The 15317-nt window shown below is 63.1% G+C and carries 14 protein-coding genes; 10 read left to right on the forward strand and 4 right to left on the reverse strand.

Features of this window, described 5'->3' with window-relative positions; translation table 11 throughout:
• Positions 1 to 216: 216 nt before the first annotated feature.
• Positions 217 to 450, reverse strand: coding sequence for a DUF2171 domain-containing protein (locus MOV75_RS08895; protein ID WP_194407912.1), 234 nt, complete (start codon positions 448 to 450; stop codon positions 217 to 219).
• A 393-nt stretch (positions 451 to 843) separates the two neighbouring features.
• Here MOV75_RS08895 and MOV75_RS08900 point away from each other — a divergent pair, with 393 nt between their 5' ends.
• Positions 844 to 2172, forward strand: coding sequence for an MFS transporter (locus tag MOV75_RS08900; protein WP_247005398.1), 1329 nt, complete (start codon positions 844 to 846; stop codon positions 2170 to 2172).
• 65 nt (positions 2173 to 2237) lie between these two features.
• Here MOV75_RS08900 and MOV75_RS08905 read toward each other — a convergent pair whose 3' ends face one another.
• On the reverse strand, positions 2238 to 2600 hold the full coding sequence (locus tag MOV75_RS08905; protein WP_060913116.1) for an SPW repeat protein: 363 nt from the start codon (positions 2598 to 2600) through the stop codon (positions 2238 to 2240).
• A 236-nt stretch (positions 2601 to 2836) separates the two neighbouring features.
• On the opposite strand from MOV75_RS08905, the gene MOV75_RS08910 reads away from it, so the two are divergent.
• Together MOV75_RS08910 and glnA are read left to right on the forward strand one after the other, a co-directional pair.
• Positions 2837 to 3019, forward strand: coding sequence for a hypothetical protein (locus tag MOV75_RS08910; protein ID WP_028171775.1), 183 nt, complete (start codon positions 2837 to 2839; stop codon positions 3017 to 3019).
• Between the two features lie 126 nt (positions 3020 to 3145).
• On the forward strand, positions 3146 to 4576 hold the full coding sequence (gene glnA / locus MOV75_RS08915) for a type I glutamate--ammonia ligase (protein WP_247005400.1): 1431 nt from the start codon (positions 3146 to 3148) through the stop codon (positions 4574 to 4576).
• A 44-nt stretch (positions 4577 to 4620) separates the two neighbouring features.
• Here the strand turns inward: glnA and MOV75_RS08920 are convergent, their stop codons facing one another.
• Complete coding sequence (locus MOV75_RS08920) at positions 4621 to 5007, reverse strand: nuclear transport factor 2 family protein (RefSeq protein ID WP_092181111.1); 387 nt, start codon at positions 5005 to 5007, stop codon at positions 4621 to 4623.
• A gap of 9 nt (positions 5008 to 5016) precedes the next feature.
• A complete protein-coding gene (locus tag MOV75_RS08925) occupies positions 5017 to 6693 on the reverse strand; it encodes a glutamine--tRNA ligase/YqeY domain fusion protein (RefSeq protein ID WP_246923087.1) in 1677 nt (558 codons plus the stop codon).
• A gap of 155 nt (positions 6694 to 6848) precedes the next feature.
• Between MOV75_RS08925 and gltX the strand changes: the two genes are divergently transcribed.
• The 7 genes from gltX to MOV75_RS08960 form a co-directional block, all read left to right on the forward strand.
• The gene (gltX, locus tag MOV75_RS08930; RefSeq protein WP_247005403.1) at positions 6849 to 8276 is read left to right on the forward strand and encodes a glutamate--tRNA ligase; all 1428 of its coding nucleotides are present in this window, start codon (positions 6849 to 6851) and stop codon (positions 8274 to 8276) included.
• Between the two features lie 145 nt (positions 8277 to 8421).
• Positions 8422 to 9726 (forward strand): citrate synthase, encoded by a 1305-nt coding sequence (gene gltA, locus MOV75_RS08935; protein WP_246923081.1) that lies wholly within the window; start codon positions 8422 to 8424, stop codon positions 9724 to 9726.
• Between the two features lie 276 nt (positions 9727 to 10002).
• On the forward strand, positions 10003 to 11181 hold the full coding sequence (locus MOV75_RS08940; RefSeq protein ID WP_247005406.1) for an ROK family transcriptional regulator: 1179 nt from the start codon (positions 10003 to 10005) through the stop codon (positions 11179 to 11181).
• A 59-nt stretch (positions 11182 to 11240) separates the two neighbouring features.
• Positions 11241 to 12527: an ABC transporter substrate-binding protein gene (locus tag MOV75_RS08945; protein WP_247005404.1), complete on the forward strand. Its 1287-nt coding sequence runs from the start codon at positions 11241 to 11243 to the stop codon at positions 12525 to 12527.
• Positions 12524 to 13447 carry a carbohydrate ABC transporter permease gene (locus MOV75_RS08950; RefSeq protein ID WP_246923072.1) on the forward strand — a complete coding sequence of 308 codons (924 nt, stop codon included), beginning with the start codon at positions 12524 to 12526 and terminating at the stop codon, positions 13445 to 13447. Before MOV75_RS08945 ends, MOV75_RS08950 begins: the two co-directional genes overlap by 4 nt.
• On the forward strand, positions 13440 to 14297 hold the full coding sequence (locus MOV75_RS08955; RefSeq protein WP_246923068.1) for a carbohydrate ABC transporter permease: 858 nt from the start codon (positions 13440 to 13442) through the stop codon (positions 14295 to 14297). The genes MOV75_RS08950 and MOV75_RS08955 overlap by 8 nt, the downstream gene beginning before the upstream one ends.
• Before the next feature lie 10 nt (positions 14298 to 14307).
• Positions 14308 to 15317 (forward strand): ABC transporter ATP-binding protein (locus MOV75_RS08960; protein WP_246923063.1); only part of this gene is annotated, 1010 nt, incomplete at its 3' end.

Genomic DNA, 15317 nt, shown 5'->3' on the forward strand with positions numbered 1-15317 from the left:
CGACGATCGCGGGCCAGATGCCAAAGCCCGCCGGAACAAAGCCGCCGGCGGGCGCAACGCGGCCAACGGGCCACGTCCCGGCTATACCTTGGGAGCGCACTGGCCGCCCCGGCTCCGCCATTCCCCTGCACCTTACGCGACGCGATGGGTCCAGAGGCTACCGGAACGTGCAGTTGGCCGAATAGGGTACGGATCAGGAACGGGCTCGGAGGCGCCCTACTTTTCCTCTTCCATGGTCACGGCCACCGAGGCCTTGGCCGAGAGGCGGACCTTGTTGCCCTCGACATCGGCGACGAGGCCCTTGTCGATGAAATGATGATGGCCCTTGTGGCTGCCCTCGCCGCTGTCCTTCTTGGTCAGCTTGATACGGTTGCCTTCGACCTTGTCGACAGTACCGATGTGAACGCCGTCGGCGCCGATGACTTCCATATGCTCTGCGATGTTCTGCATGGTGGGCTCCTCGTTGGGGACCCACACAACGCCCGAGAGGTCCTTTCCGTTCATTCGTGACACGACCGCCCGGCGCGATGGGCGACCGTTCTGTCTCTGGACGGAGGCAGCCTCGGTTCGGGTCGATTGAGCCGAAAGTCTCATAAGGGGCCGGCCTTGGCAGGATTAAACTGCTCTCAACGCCTCCCCCGCACAGACGGGCCAGGTCGTGACAGCTCGCGGTACCGAAGGCCGCCGAAGCTCTTCTCAGGTGGTCCAAGGTTCCTCTGAGACCAGGCGTTGCGGACGCAACTCGCAATTCTCGCCTGTAGCGCCGCACACCAAACGCACTCCGCGAGCGAACTGGCGCTGAAATGCGCGAGGAGTGGCGTTTGAATTCGATAGGAGCAGCACATGGCAGTTCAAGTACCGCACGATTTCCGCCGCGTGATCGTTGCTGCATCGGTGGGAAACGTCATCGAATGGTATGATTTCTATATCTTTGGCAGCCTGGCCGCCGTTCTGTCGGTCAAGTTCTTCGAGCAATCCCACCCGGTTGCAGCCCTCCTCAGCACGATCGCTCTGTTCACCGCGGGCTTCCTGATCCGCCCGCTGGGAGCCTTCCTCTTTGGATGGATGGGTGACAGGGTCGGACGAAAATATACATTCCTCATCACGCTGAGCGGAATGGGACTGGGTACGGGGGCAATCGGGTTGATCCCGACCTACCAGTCCATCGGTCTAACGGCGGCGTTCGTTCTGTTCGGCTTGCGCATGATCCAGGGTCTGTGCCTCGGCGGCGAATATGGCGGCGCCATCACCTATGTCGCGGAGCATGTGCCGGACGACAAGCGCGGCTACTACACCGGCTGGCTACAGACCTCTCCGACTCTCGGCATCGTGGTGTCGCTGGCCGTGATCGTCCTGACACGGACCTGGTTCGGCAATCAGGTCTTCGACGAATGGGCCTGGCGCGTTCCGTTCCTGGTGTCTTTCCTGCTGGTGGCCATCGCGATCTACATTCGGCTCCAACTGCAGGAGACTCCGATCTTCCAGGAGATCAAGGCTCGCGGGCAGATGACCAGGAATCCCTGGAGGGAGGCGTTCCTCAGCGCCAACATCAAATACATCGGGATCGCCATCATCGTCCTGATCGGACAGGGCGTGGTCTGGTACAGCGGCCAGTTCTGGGCGCTGTACTTCCTGCAGCAGGTCTCCAAGGTGGATGCGGTGACCTCGGCCTACATCGTGGGAGCGGCACTTCTGATTGCGACCCCGAGCCTGATCTTCTTCGGCTGGCTGTCGGATCATATCGGCCGCAAGCCGGTGATCCTGGGCGGCATGCTGCTCGCTGCGATCACGTACTATCCGCTCTATCTGTGGCTGGGAACGGTCACGCAGCCCGGCAACATCAACTATCCGACCGCGATCTTCATCATCTTCATTCTCGTTTGCTACGTCGGGATGGTCTACGGGCCGGTCGGCGCATTCCTGGCGGAATACTTTCCGGCCAGGATCAGGTACACGTCGGTATCGGTGCCGTACCACATCGGCAACGGCTGGGGTGGCGGATTGGTGCCGTTCATCACATCGGCGGCCTACGCGGCGACCGGCAGCATCGGCTACGCGCTGATCTACCCGATTGCGGTGCCTGCAGTGTGCTTCGTGCTTGCGGTCTTCCTGATGCCGGAGACTCGCAAGATCAGCATCTGGCAACCGATCGAGCCCAGAACCGCATCGTAACGGTAATCACCTCTCCTCCGGCCGCCAGCCGATGGCGGTCGGAGAGGAGCCGGCAACCTCTCGTCTCAGCCGGCGCGGTGAGGCCAGTGATCGTGCCACCAGGTACTGAAGTCGCGATCGGTTATCAATTCCCAGGCAGCGAGCAAGATCACCAATAGGCCCGACAATACGCTGCTGACCGTGGCCGATACGGGCTCATAGCCAATGGACCAAGGCGCCAGCACCAGAGCCAGGCCCAGCAGCATTTCGCCCCACTCTTCCAGGTAGGACGGGACGACAAAGGCTTCCACGGCAAACAGCATGACGCCGAGCCCGAGTGCGATGGTGATCCAGACAGCAGCCCCGGATAAGCCGAGGACGAAGGACGACAGGACCAGCCACACGCCCACCAACAGGCTACCAGCGTCTTGCCAATGTTGGATGCGCATGATGTTCACCTCCCTTCTCGTATTGATGTGGGGGCGCACCGGTGAAGAACCATCCCTCCGTCCTGCGCTGTGTTGCCGCGACCAGGAGCCGGCGCCCCATCCGGCCGCCCATGCCCTGGGAAGGGCCCTTGCAAGTGCGGCGCACCAGGATGCAGACTATCGGCGCTTGACAGGTGTCAATGTCTGCCGTTCTCGGCCCACCCGGTTCGCGCCCAGAACAAGAGGGAGATGACGCCATGCGAGAAATGGAAATCCACGATTATGCGCGGCAGTTGCTGGAAGCCCATGGCCCCAAGGCCATTGCGGAAGCCGCTCAAAACGCCATCGACCTCGAGCAGAAGGGCGAGCTCGAATTGGCAAAAACCTGGCGGCACATCGAAGACGCGATGAAGCTGATGCGCGGGCCGCATCAAAGCTGACTGCCGTCGCGCGAAGCATGCCTGACTGCGGCGACAACGCCGAACGTGGACCACAGTCCGTCGCGAGCCGCTAGGTTGCGGCCGAGCGGCTACGCGATCTCGGGACGCTGACCTGGGAGCGAAGCCATGGTTGCGAAATGCACGACAGCCGAAGACCTCGTGAAGGCGATCACGGACGAGAAAGTCCAGATGATCGATTTGCGGTTCACCGACCTGCCGGGGATGTGGCAACATTTTTCCGTCCCGCCGAGCGCGGTGACTGCCGATGCGCTCAATGAGGGCATTGGGTTCGATGGCTCATCGATCCGAGGCTTCCAGGAGATCCAGGAAAGCGACATGCTGGTCGTCGCCGATCCGACGACGGCATTCGTCGACCCCTATAGTCCGGCCAAAACCCTGGTTCTCATCTGCAACATCCGCGACCCCGTGACCAGCCAGTCCTATAGCCGGGATGCCCGCTACATCGCCCAGAAAGCCGAAACCTACCTCAAGAGCACCGGCCGTGCCGATACGAGCTATTTCGGCCCGGAAGCGGAGTTCTTCGTCTTCGACGAGGTGCGCTACGCACAGGGCATCAACTACGCCATGCACGCAATCGACTCCAGCGAAGGCAGCTGGAACACCGGCTCCGAGGAAGGGCCGAATCTCGGCCACAAACCGCGCCCGAAGGAGGGATACTTTCCCGTTCCCCCGACCGACAGCATGCAGGCGCTACGCACCGAAATGGTGCTGACGATGGAATCTCTGGGGATCCAGATCGAGGCCCATCACCATGAAGTCGCAACCGGCGGCCAAAACGAGATCGACATGCGCTTCACCACCCTCACCCGCATGGCCGACAACCTGATGATGTACAAATACGTGGTGAAGAACACCGCGCATCAGCACGGCAAGACCGCGACATTCATGCCGAAGCCGCTGTTCGAGGACAACGCTTCGGGCATGCACGTTCACCAATCGCTCTGGAAGGGTGAGACCAATCTGTTCTACGACAAAGGTGACTACGCCGAGTTGAGCCAGCTCGGCCGCTACTACATCGGCGGGCTTTTGAGCCACGCCTGGGCGTTGTGCGGGCTTTGCGCCCCCACCACGAATTCCTATCGGCGTCTGGTGCCGGGCTATGAAGCTCCGATCAACCTCGTCTACTCCCAGCGCAATCGCTCAGCCTGCTGCCGGATTCCGATGTATTCGCCGAATCCGCGCGCCAAGCGCGTCGAGTTTCGTTCGCCAGATCCGTCCTGCAATCCCTACCTGGCCTTCGCGGCGATGCTGATGGCTGGCCTCGACGGTATCGACAAGCGGATCGACCCCGGCAGCCCGATCGACAAGAATCTCTACGACCTCCCGCCTGCGGAGGCGAAGGAGGTGAAGTCCACGCCAGGATCGCTGGACCAGGCGCTCGACGCGCTCGAGCGCGATCACGCATTCCTGCTACGCGGCGATGTCTTCACCGCCGACGTGATCGAAACCTGGCTCGACTACAAGCGCAAGAAGGAGGTCGACCCGATCCGCCTGCGACCTCATCCTTACGAGTTCCATCTCTACTACGACATCTAGCGGGCGGCGACCGCGCGCCTGGTGGGACGGGCAGAGCCCCACTGCTAGATCATCGGGACCCGCGACGAGACGTGATGATTGACGATCTTCCAATCGGCGTCCTCGCGAATAATCACCCAGGTGATCTTCACCGACAGCGGCGGACCTTCCTCGCCGAGGTCGAACGAGGCGATGGCGGCCATGTTGATCACGTCAGAGGCGACCCACGCGGATATCACCTCGGAGAAGGTGACGCTGGGCGAATGCCAGCGCGGCAAGCCATTGAAATAGGCCGCGACGCCTTCCCGGCCGCGGTAAAGCCGTGGATTCGAGCCGAAGAAGAAAGCGTTCCGTGAGTAGAGCGCAGCAATGTCGGCTGCGTCGAGCTTCCCAAAGCCGACAGACCACTTCGCCATGATGGCGGACACGATATCGTCGGCTTCCCCTTGCATCCCGTGCCCCTACCCCTTCGCGACTTCCTTCGCAAAGGTGTCCCGGAGCCCGATGGTGCGGCTGAACACCGGCTTGCCCGGCGTGGAGTCCTTGTCGCGCACGAAATAGCCCTGGCGCTCGAACTGCATCGGCTCGGTCGCATTGCTCTCGGCCACCGATGCCTCGATCCGCGCGTCGGACAGGATCTCCAGAGAATTCGGATTGAGATCGGCTGCAAAATTCGAGGCGTCCGGGCTCGGATTGGCGAACAGCTGGTTGTAGATGCGGATCTCCGCGGGCACGGACGCCGCCGCCGGCAGCCAATGCATGGTCGCCTTGACCTTGCGGCCGTCGGGCGCATTGCCGCCCTTGGTCGCGGGGTCGTAGGTGCAACGCAGCTCCACCACCTCACCCTTGTCGTTCTTGATCACGCCGGTGCACTTGACGAAATAGGCGTAGCGCAGCCGCACCTCGTTGCCCGGCGACAGGCGGAAGAACTTCTTCGGCGGGGTCTCCATGAAGTCGTCCTGCTCGATATAGAGCTCGCGGCCGAACGTGATTTTTCGCGTGCCCGCGCTGGGATCATCCGGGTGGTTGATCGCCTCGAGTTCCTCGGTCTGCCCTTCCGGATAATTCTCGATCACCACCTTGAGCGGCCGCAGCACGCCCATACGCCGCTGCGACGTGCGGTTCAGCTCCTCGCGGATGCAGAACTCCAGCATGCCGACATCGACCACGCTGTTGGCTTTCGCAACCCCAATGCGCTTGACGAATTCGCGCAAGGCAGCCGGCGGCACGCCGCGGCGACGCATGCCCGCCATGGTCGGCATCCGCGGATCATCCCAGCCTGCGACATGGCCGTCGCGGACGAGCTGGGTCAGCACGCGCTTGGACAGCAGCGTGTAGGTCAGGTTCAGCCGCGCGAATTCATACTGGTGCGGCTGTGACGGCACCGGCAGTTTCTCGATGAACCAGTCGTAGAGCGGCCGGTGGTCCTCGAACTCCAGCGTGCAGATCGAGTGCGTGATGCCCTCGATCGCATCGGACTGGCCGTGCGCATAATCGTAGCTCGGATAGATGCTCCATTTGGTGCCGGTGCGCGGATGGTGCGCGTGCAGGATGCGGTAGAGCACGGGATCGCGCAAATTGATGTTGCCCGCGGCCATGTCGATCTTGGCCCGCAGCACGCGCGCGCCGTTCGGGAATTCACCGGCCTTCATGCGCCGGAACAGGTCGAGGTTTTCGTCCACACTGCGGTCGCGGAACGGCGAGTTCTTGCCCGGCTCGGTCAGCGTGCCGCGCGAGGTGCGGATTTCCTCCTGGGTCTGGTCGTCGACATAGGCGAGCCCGTCGCGGATCAGCTGCTCCGCCCATTCGTACAGGCGCTCGAAATAATCCGAGGCGAAGAACAGATTTTTGCCCCAGTCGAAGCCGAGCCAGCGCACGTCGGCCTGGATGGAATCGATATATTCCTGCTCTTCCTTGACCGGATTGGTGTCGTCGAAGCGCAAGTGGCAGCGGCCCGGAAACTCCTGGGCGATGCCGAAATTCAGTGCGATCGACTTGGCGTGGCCGATATGCAGGTAACCGTTCGGCTCCGGCGGGAACCGGGTCACGATCTCCCGGTACCTGCCCTGATCGAGGTCGGCCTGGATGATGTCACGAATGAAATCGCGCCCAACCTCAGCTGCCACCGGTTCTGTCATTACGAAAATCCTGTCGGGAAATCAGCGGCCCTTCTGCCAAATTCGGAAGGCTGAGCCAAGAGCTTAAGCAAGGCCTGGCAGGTCCGCCGACGGGCTTTGTTTATGTCCCGTTCCTGCTATACACCACCGCCTCCAATGCATAGGCCCTGCCAAGAATGACCGATTCCGTCGTCACCCGCTTTGCCCCCTCGCCGACCGGCTTCCTCCATATCGGGGGCGCCCGCACGGCGCTGTTCAATTGGCTCTATGCGAAGAAGCATGGCGGCAAGATGCTGCTGCGGATCGAGGACACCGATCGGGAGCGCTCCACGGAGGCCGCGATCGGCGCCATCCTCGACGGCCTGAAATGGCTGGAGCTCGGCTGGGACGGCGAGGTCATCTACCAGTTCAGCCGCGCCGCGCGCCACCGCGAGGTCGCCGAGCAGCTGCTCGCCGACGGCAAGGCCTATCGCTGCTACGCGACCGCCGAGGAGCTCGCCGCCATGCGCGAGAAAGCGCGTGCGGAAGGGCGAACCCGCCTCTATGACGGCATGTGGCGCGACCGCGATCCCGCGACGGTCCCGTCCAACGTCAAACCGACGATCCGCCTGCGCGCGCCGCAGACCGGCGAGACCGTGATCGAGGATCAGGTCCAGGGCCGCGTGGTCTGGCAGAACGAGAACCTCGACGACCTCGTCCTGCTGCGCGGCGATGGCAACCCCACCTACATGCTCGCCGTGGTGGTCGATGACCACGACATGGGCGTCACCCACGTGATCCGCGGCGACGACCATCTGATCAACGCGGCCCGCCAGAAGCAGATCTACGATGCGATGGGTTGGGCTCTGCCGAGCATGTCCCACATTCCCCTGATCCACGGCCCCGACGGCTCGAAGCTGTCCAAGCGGCATGGCGCGCTGGGCGTCGATGCCTACCGCGCCATGGGATATTTGCCGGCCGCGCTCCGCAATTACCTCGTCCGGCTCGGCTGGAGCCATGGCGACCAGGAGATCTTCTCGACCGAGGAGATGATCGCGGCGTTCGACCTTGCCAGCGTCGGCCGGGCCGCTGCCCGCTTCGATTTTGCCAAGCTGGAAAATCTCAACGGCCATTACATCCGCCACGCCGACGATCAATCACTCGTGAAGATGTTCGAGGACGTGCTCGACCATCTCGTGCCCAGCCGCGACGAGCTTAAGGCCAAGTTAAGCGACACCACGCGCGCGCAACTCCTCAAAGCCATGCCGGCTCTGAAGGAGCGCGCCAAGACGCTGATCGAGCTGATCGACAGCGCCTATTTCATCTTCGCCGACCGTCCCTTGGAGCTCGATCCCAAGGCGCAGGCGCTGCTGACACAAGAGAACCGCAAGCTGATCGGCCAGCTTCATTCCGCGCTCGAGAAAGTCGAGACGTGGAGCGGGGCCAGCACGGAAGCCGCCCTGCGCGCTTTTACCGAGGAAAATAGTCTCAAGCTCGGCGCGGTCGCCCAGCCCTTGCGGGCGGCGCTGACCGGACGGACGACGTCGCCTGGTATATTTGAGGTTTTGGACGTTCTGGGACGCCAGGTGAGCCTCGCCCGGCTTAAGGACCAGTCTACGACGTAAGTCGACCATGCGTGGGGTATCTTGCAGCGCACACAGCAATAATATACCCATCTCCCCCGTACCTTCTGGAACATCCGGCCTGCCCCATCATCTCGCAAAGGGGCCTCCGGCTCCGGCCCGTTTCACATTTCATCGGGGACCAACGATGGACGCAAAACCGAGCAATAAGACCGCTACACTGACGGTCGGAAACAAGAACTACGATCTCCCGATCCATAGCGGCAGCGTCGGGCCTGATGTCGTCGATATCGGCAAGCTCTACGGCCAGTCCGGCCTGTTCACCTATGATCCCGGCTTCACCTCCACCGCGAGTTGCCAGTCCAAGATCACCTATATCGACGGCGACGCGGGCGTGCTGGAATACCGCGGCTACCCGATCGAGCAGCTCGCCGAGAACGGTGACTTCCTCGAGACCTGCTATCTCCTGCTCTACGGGAACCTGCCGACCGCCGCGCAGAAGAAGGATTTCGACGACCGCGTGATCCATCACACAATGGTGCACGAGCAGATGGCCCGCTTCTTCCAGGGCTTCCGCCGCGACGCCCATCCGATGGCGGTGATGGTGGCCTCGGTCGGCGCGCTCGCCGCGTTCTATCACGACAGCACCGACATCAACGATCCGAAGCAGCGCATGATCGCTTCCATGCGCATGATCGCGAAGATCCCGACGCTGGCCGCGATGGCCTACAAGTACACGGTCGGCCAGCCCTTCGTGTATCCGAAGAACTCGCTCTCGTTCTCCGAGAACTTCCTCAACATGTGCTTCGCCGTGCCCTGCGAGGACTACAAGATCAACCCGGTGCTGGCTGACGCGCTGGACAAGATCTTCATCCTGCACGCCGATCACGAACAGAACGCATCGACGTCGACGGTGCGTATCGCCGGCTCTTCCGGCGCCAACCCGTTCGCCTGCATCGCCGCCGGCATCGCCTGCCTGTGGGGCCCGGCGCACGGCGGCGCCAACGAAGCCGCGCTCGCGATGCTCGCCGAGATCGGCTCCGTGGACAATATCCCCGAGTTCATCGCCAAGGTGAAGGACAAGAACTCTGAAGTCCGCCTGATGGGCTTCGGTCATCGCGTCTACAAGAACTACGATCCGCGCGCCAAGATCATGCAGAAGATGTGTCACGCCGTGCTCAAGGAGACCGGCCATGGCGACGATCCGATGCTGAAGGTGGCGATGGAGCTCGAGAAGATCGCGCTCAGCGACCAGTACTTCATCGACCGCAAGCTCTACCCGAACGTCGACTTCTATTCGGGCATCACGCTGAAGGCGATGGGCTTCCCGGTCTCGATGTTCACCGTGCTGTTCGCGGTCGCCCGCACCGTCGGCTGGATCAGCCAGTGGAGCGAGATGATCGAGGACCCGCAGCAGAAGATCGGCCGTCCGCGCCAGCTCTACACCGGCGTCACCCGCCGCGACTATGTCGCGATCAAGGATCGCAAGTAAGTTCGAACGGAAGTGTCCAACGAAACGGCGCCATCGCAAGATGGCGCCGTTTTTGTTTGTGCGCTTGTAGGGTGGGCAAAGTGCAGCGTGCCCACCACCTGTCCGCGACAGGTACGAAATCGTGGGCACGCTTCGCTTTGCCCACTCTACGAGACCGATCGTACCGCTCCACGCTTGCTGCCGCGCACAACAACAAGTCCCTGCATGTGGCAGCGAACGCTTGACAGTCGAAACCCTCCGCGCGCATTCTTACACTAAGTAAGAATGACCACAGGGATGGAAATGCCGGAGCAGCCGAGAAGTCGGCGGCAGACGCGCGCTGCCATTTTGACTCATCTGCTTCAGTCGGGCGGCTCGTTTCGTCCGCCTCTGGCCAAGGCCGTGCGCCTGTCCGAGGCGAGCCTGTCGCGCATCCTGTTTGACCTGAAGTCCGAAGGCCTGATCGAGGAAGTGCGGCGCCCTGCCCCTTACGTCGGCGGCCCGACCGGTCTCGTGTCGCTCGATGGCTCGGTCGCGCTTGCGGCCTTCGAGCTGACCGCTCAACGGCTCAGCGTCGGCGTCGGCGGCCTGTCGGGCAAACTGCACTACACCGAGCGTGTGAAGCTACCGAAGACGCCGACCGTCGAGACCGTCGGCCGGGCGTTTCGCGAAGCCATGACATTGTTGCGCGACTGGACGCGGCGCCGCCGGATCACCCTCTCCCAGATCGGCGTCTCGATTCCCGGCCTCGGCCGTCTCAGCATATCGGCCAATCCGATCATTCCCTGCGATGTCGGGCGTATCAGGGACATGTTCGGCGAGATGTTCGCCGACGTGCGGCTCGAGTTCACCAATTCGGTCGTCGCGCACGCCACCTTTCACCGCTGCCGCGCGGAAAATTATCCGTTCAGCGACACCCATCTGTTCGTTTTCGTCAGCCACGGCGTTGCCGGCGCCTGGATGGATGATCCAACCGAAGCCGACAACCTTCAGCCGGTCGAGCTCGGCCACATGGTGTTCGGTCCCGACGGGCCGCGTTGCCGCTGCGGCCACAATGGCTGTGTCGAGGCGTACACGTCGCTTCCTGCCCTTGCCGAGCTTCTCGGCGTTGCCGAAGCCGAATTGCTCCAGCTCGGCAGCGAATGGGTGAACAGGATCCCGCTCGCCTCGCGCGTGCGCCAGGAGCTGCGCCGGCGCTTGTTCCGGCTTGGCCTTGCGATCGGCAACACGCTGAACGTGAAGCCGTGCGGCGGCGTTGCGATCAGCGGCTGGCCGTCGCTTCTCGCCGACGACGATCGCAACGCCGTGGTCGAAGGACTGGACGCCTGTCTGCTGGGCGGTCGCAAATTGGCGCAGGTGTCCCTCGCCTTCGTGCCGCCATCGACCGGCAACGATCCGCAGGCTGCACTTGCCTTCGCCGCCTTTTGTCTCGCCAGCCGCGGCGGGATGCCCGCGGCATCGACGGAGGCGGCCTGACATGCGCTGAGCCTGCACGGCCCCACACGCGCCGAGATTTCACACCGGGAGGAACTGCCATGCCGATCACAACAACAAGGCGCCGTCTGCTCGCTGGATCCGTTGCCACGCTCGCACTGCCGGCATTTGCCCGCGCGCAAGGCGCGGCCAAACCGCGCCTGACCGTGATCTCGCAATGGTCCGCAGGCAGCGATGGCGCGGCCATTACGGCGCTCGGCAAGAAATTCGAGGAGAAGGGCGGCGTCTGGCAGCATTCGCCCGTGCCCGGGTTCACCACCGAGATGATGAACAAGCTGCGGGCGCAGATCATGGCCGGCGATCCGCCGGCCTGTTCGCAACTCAAGGGCCCCGAGATTGCGGCGTGGTCGAAGATTGCCCCGACCGTCGATCTCGATGCCCTTGTCGCTGCCGCCGGTTACGAGAAGGTCGTCGCGCCGGACCTTGCGAAACTGCACAAGCCGGGCGGCAAATGGATCGCACTGCCGCTGCAGATCTACAGCACCAACATGCTGTTTCTGTCCAAGCGCGCCATGGACAAGGCCAAAGCCGACAAGATCCCCGTCACCTGGGCTGACTTCAACGATCTCGCCGAAAAGATGAAGGCGGGCGGTGTCGCCTATCCCATCGCCAACGGCGGGACCCGCCCGGACGACGGACAAAAGTTCGAGGCCGCCTTGGCGGGCATCAGTCCTCTCGCTTACCGCGCCGCCATCATGAACCTCGAGAAGAAGGCTCTCGAGGGTCCCGAGATCAAGGCTGCGTTCGCGCAAGTGCGCAAGATCGCCGACTGGATGGATCCCAACGTCGGCGCCCAGCACTTCTCGACCAATTTGAAGCGCTTCATCGACGGCGACATGGGCATGATGATCATGGGCGGCTGGGCACAAGGCGTCCTGCGCAACGCCGGCTTCAAGTTCGAGGACTTCGTGATTGCGCCGGGCCCCAGCGACAACAGCAAGCCGGTCTTCCTGTTGAATGCAGATGCCTTCATCTTCTGGCAGCGCAAGGAGGCGGACTTGCAAGCCGGCCAGACCCTGATGGCCAAGCTCGTCATGGATCCGGCGATCCAGACCATGTACTCGCAGATCACGGGATCGATCCCCGTGCGTACCGATGTCGATCTGTCCGGTGAAGGCTGGTCGGACGGTCAACGGCGAACCGGCGCAGCTCTGAAGGAGGCTATTGCCAGCAATCAGGCAGTCCTGAGCCTTGCGCACAATATGGCGCAGGAAAACGGCATGACCGCCGCGATGATCGACGTCATCACGGAGTACGTGAAGAACAAGACGATCAAGCCCGAGCAGGCGGCCACGCGCCTCGCCGAGGCCGTCGAGGGCTCACGTTGAGCAATGCCGCTGCGATGAGACCGGGCCGACCGGCGCTTCCTGAATGGGTGCGCCGGCTGCCCGAATATCTGATGATCTGGGTGCCGCTGCTGCTCTCCGCAGCGCACCTCGTCTCGTTCTCGCTGTGGACGATCTGGATCTCGTTCACGCCATCCACCCTCGTCCCTGTTGCGGGCTGGGTGGGATTGCGCAACTACTCGGCGGTCGCGGCATCGCGGAACTGGCAGATCGCCTTCGATAATCTGTTGCTGTTCGGCATCTCTTTCGTGGTGTTGAGCGCGGCGACCGGCCTCGTCCTTGCGATCCTGCTCGATCAGCGCATTCGCGGCGAGAACGTGCTGCGATCCATCTTCCTCTACCCGCTCGCGGTGTCGTTCGTGGTCACCGGCACGGTCTGGAGCTGGCTGCTCAATCCTGGCCTTGGAATCCAGAAGCTCGTCCACGACCTCGGCTGGACCTCCTTCAAGTTCGACTGGCTGATCGACCGCGACATGGCCATCTGGACCATCGTTATCGCCGCGATCTGGCAATCCTCCGGCTTTGCCATGGCGCTGTTCCTTGCCGGCCTCAGGTCCGTCGACGGCGACATCGTCAAGGCCGCGCAGATTGATGGCGCCGGACCGATCCGGATGTACCGACGCATCATTCTGCCGTCGCTTTGGCCGATCACCATCACCGTCGTCGTGATCCAGTTGCAGTTCGCGATTTCGACATTCGATCTCGTCCGCGCGCTCACCAACGGCGGGCCGGGAATTGCGACCCAGCTGCCCGCCCTCGTCGTCTACGACCTGATGTTCCAGCGCAGCCTGCTCGGCCGAGGCGCGGCGGCGGCGGTGCTCATGCTGCTCATTCTCCTCGCGGTCCTGCTGCCCTATGCGGCGTGGCGATATCTCCAGCGGCGGCGGGCGAGCCATGCGTGAGCGGGGCTTCGCACCAAGCCGGATCCTGATCTACCTCATCGTCCTGCTGATCGCTGTGGCCTGGCTCGCGCCGCTGGCCGTCGTCGTCCTGAACTCGCTCCGCACCAACGAGGAGATCGCGCAAGGTTCGATGATCGGCTGGCCGCAACATCTGGCCTGGGGCAACTACGCCGCGGCCTGGAGCGGCTTTTGCGTCGCCGAGACCTGCGCCGGCATCCGGCCGTACATGCTGAACTCCGCGCTGGTCACGATTCCCGCGACGATCTTCTCGACCTTACTCGGTGCGGTCGCGGGTTACGCGGTGTCGCTCTGGCGTTTTCGCGGCGACAACTGGATCTACGGAATCGTGACGCTTGGCCTTTTCCTTCCCCAGCAGATGCGCCTCTTGCCCTGGACCATCGTGCTGCGGGACATCGGTCTGATCAACACGCTGGCGGGGCTCGTGCTGATCCACACCATCCAGGGGCTGTCCTTCACCACGCTGTTCTGCCGGAACTACTATGTCGCCATCCCCCATGAACTGATCAGGGCCGCGCGGATCGACGGCGCCGGGTTCTTTCGCATTTTCTGGCGCATCATCCTGCCGCTGTCGCCGCCTATCCTGATCGTCACCGTGATCTGGCAGTTCACGCATATCTGGAACGAATTCCTCTATGGCGTGACGTTCACGAGCGGCCAGCAGCAGCCGGTCACGGCCGCTCTCATCGCGCTATCTGCCGCGGTGGCAGACATCCCGCAGCATGGCGTGCAGAGCGCCGCGGTGATCATCGCAGCGCTCCCCACTTTGTTGATCTATGTCCTCGGCGGCCGGTACTTCGTGCGAGGCCTCACCGCCGGGGCCGTGAAATGATGAGGCCATCATGGCGGCACTGAGCATTCGCACTCTGTCGAAGCGCTACGCCAATCTGGAGGTGCTGAAGGGCGTCGATCTCGACATCGAAAGCGGCGAGTTCACGGTGCTTGTCGGGCCATCCGGGTGCGGCAAGTCCACGCTGCTCAACATCGTTGCCGGGCTCGATCATCCGAGCGCAGGGACAGTCGAGATCGGCGGACGCGTGGTCAATAACATCCCGCCCAAGGATCGCGACATCGCCATGGTGTTCCAGTCCTACGCGCTCTATCCATCGATGACGGTACGCCAGAACATCACCTTCGGCATGGAATGCCGAGGCGTAGCCAAGGCCGAGCAGGAGAAGGCGGTCGCGAACGTGGCGAAGCTGCTCCAGATCGAGCCGCTGCTCGGACGCAAACCTTCGCAGCTCTCCGGCGGCCAGCGCCAGCGCGTGGCGATGGGGCGCGCATTGGTGCGGGATCCCCTGCTCTTCCTGTTCGACGAGCCGCTCTCTAACCTCGACGCCAAGCTGCGCGTGGAGATGCGGATGGAGATCAAGCGGCTGCACCAGCGCATCGGCGCCACCATCGTCTACGTCACCCACGACCAGATCGAGGCGATGACGATGGCGACGCGGATCGCCGTGATGCATCGCGGCGTGGTGCAGCAGTTCGCCGATCCGGATACGGTGTATCGCTACCCCGCCAATCTGTTCGTGGCGCGCTTCATGGGCTCGCCGCCGATGAACACCATGCCGGCCCGGCTCGAGGCAGGCAGCGACGGGCCGATGGTCGTGATCGGCGCCGGGCGGCCGGACGAGGTTCGCCTTCGTCTGCAGGGCTACGATGCGGCGGCACCCTATCTCGGCCGCGAGGTGGTGTTCGGGATCAGGCCAGAGTGTATTGCCGAGGGGGACCGCGCGTTCTCCGGCGCCGTGAGCGCGCCGGTTGTAATCACCGCGCCGGTCGAGATGGTCGAGCCCACCGGTGCCGAGACCATTGTCCTGCTCCGGCTCGGCGGCGAACCGGCGCAAGCGCG

The organism is Bradyrhizobium sp. PRIMUS42 (assembly GCF_023006515.1).
In the GTDB taxonomy this organism is placed as follows: domain Bacteria; phylum Pseudomonadota; class Alphaproteobacteria; order Rhizobiales; family Xanthobacteraceae; genus Bradyrhizobium.

Excerpts from the sequence above, each read along its gene's own strand:
- MOV75_RS08895 (WP_194407912.1), bottom strand. The coding sequence starts at position 450 with ATGCAGAACATCGCAGAGCATATGGAAGTCATCGGCGCCGACGGCGTT.
- MOV75_RS08900 (WP_247005398.1), top strand. The coding sequence starts at position 844 with ATGGCAGTTCAAGTACCGCACGATTTCCGCCGCGTGATCGTTGCTGCA.
- MOV75_RS08905 (WP_060913116.1), bottom strand. The coding sequence starts at position 2,600 with ATGCGCATCCAACATTGGCAAGACGCTGGTAGCCTGTTGGTGGGCGTG.
- MOV75_RS08910 (WP_028171775.1), top strand. The coding sequence starts at position 2,837 with ATGCGAGAAATGGAAATCCACGATTATGCGCGGCAGTTGCTGGAAGCC.
- glnA (WP_247005400.1), top strand. The coding sequence starts at position 3,146 with ATGGTTGCGAAATGCACGACAGCCGAAGACCTCGTGAAGGCGATCACG.
- MOV75_RS08920 (WP_092181111.1), bottom strand. The coding sequence starts at position 5,007 with ATGCAAGGGGAAGCCGACGATATCGTGTCCGCCATCATGGCGAAGTGG.
- MOV75_RS08925 (WP_246923087.1), bottom strand. The coding sequence starts at position 6,693 with ATGACAGAACCGGTGGCAGCTGAGGTTGGGCGCGATTTCATTCGTGAC.
- gltX (WP_247005403.1), top strand. The coding sequence starts at position 6,849 with ATGACCGATTCCGTCGTCACCCGCTTTGCCCCCTCGCCGACCGGCTTC.
- gltA (WP_246923081.1), top strand. The coding sequence starts at position 8,422 with ATGGACGCAAAACCGAGCAATAAGACCGCTACACTGACGGTCGGAAAC.
- MOV75_RS08940 (WP_247005406.1), top strand. The coding sequence starts at position 10,003 with ATGGAAATGCCGGAGCAGCCGAGAAGTCGGCGGCAGACGCGCGCTGCC.
- MOV75_RS08945 (WP_247005404.1), top strand. The coding sequence starts at position 11,241 with ATGCCGATCACAACAACAAGGCGCCGTCTGCTCGCTGGATCCGTTGCC.
- MOV75_RS08955 (WP_246923068.1), top strand. The coding sequence starts at position 13,440 with ATGCGTGAGCGGGGCTTCGCACCAAGCCGGATCCTGATCTACCTCATC.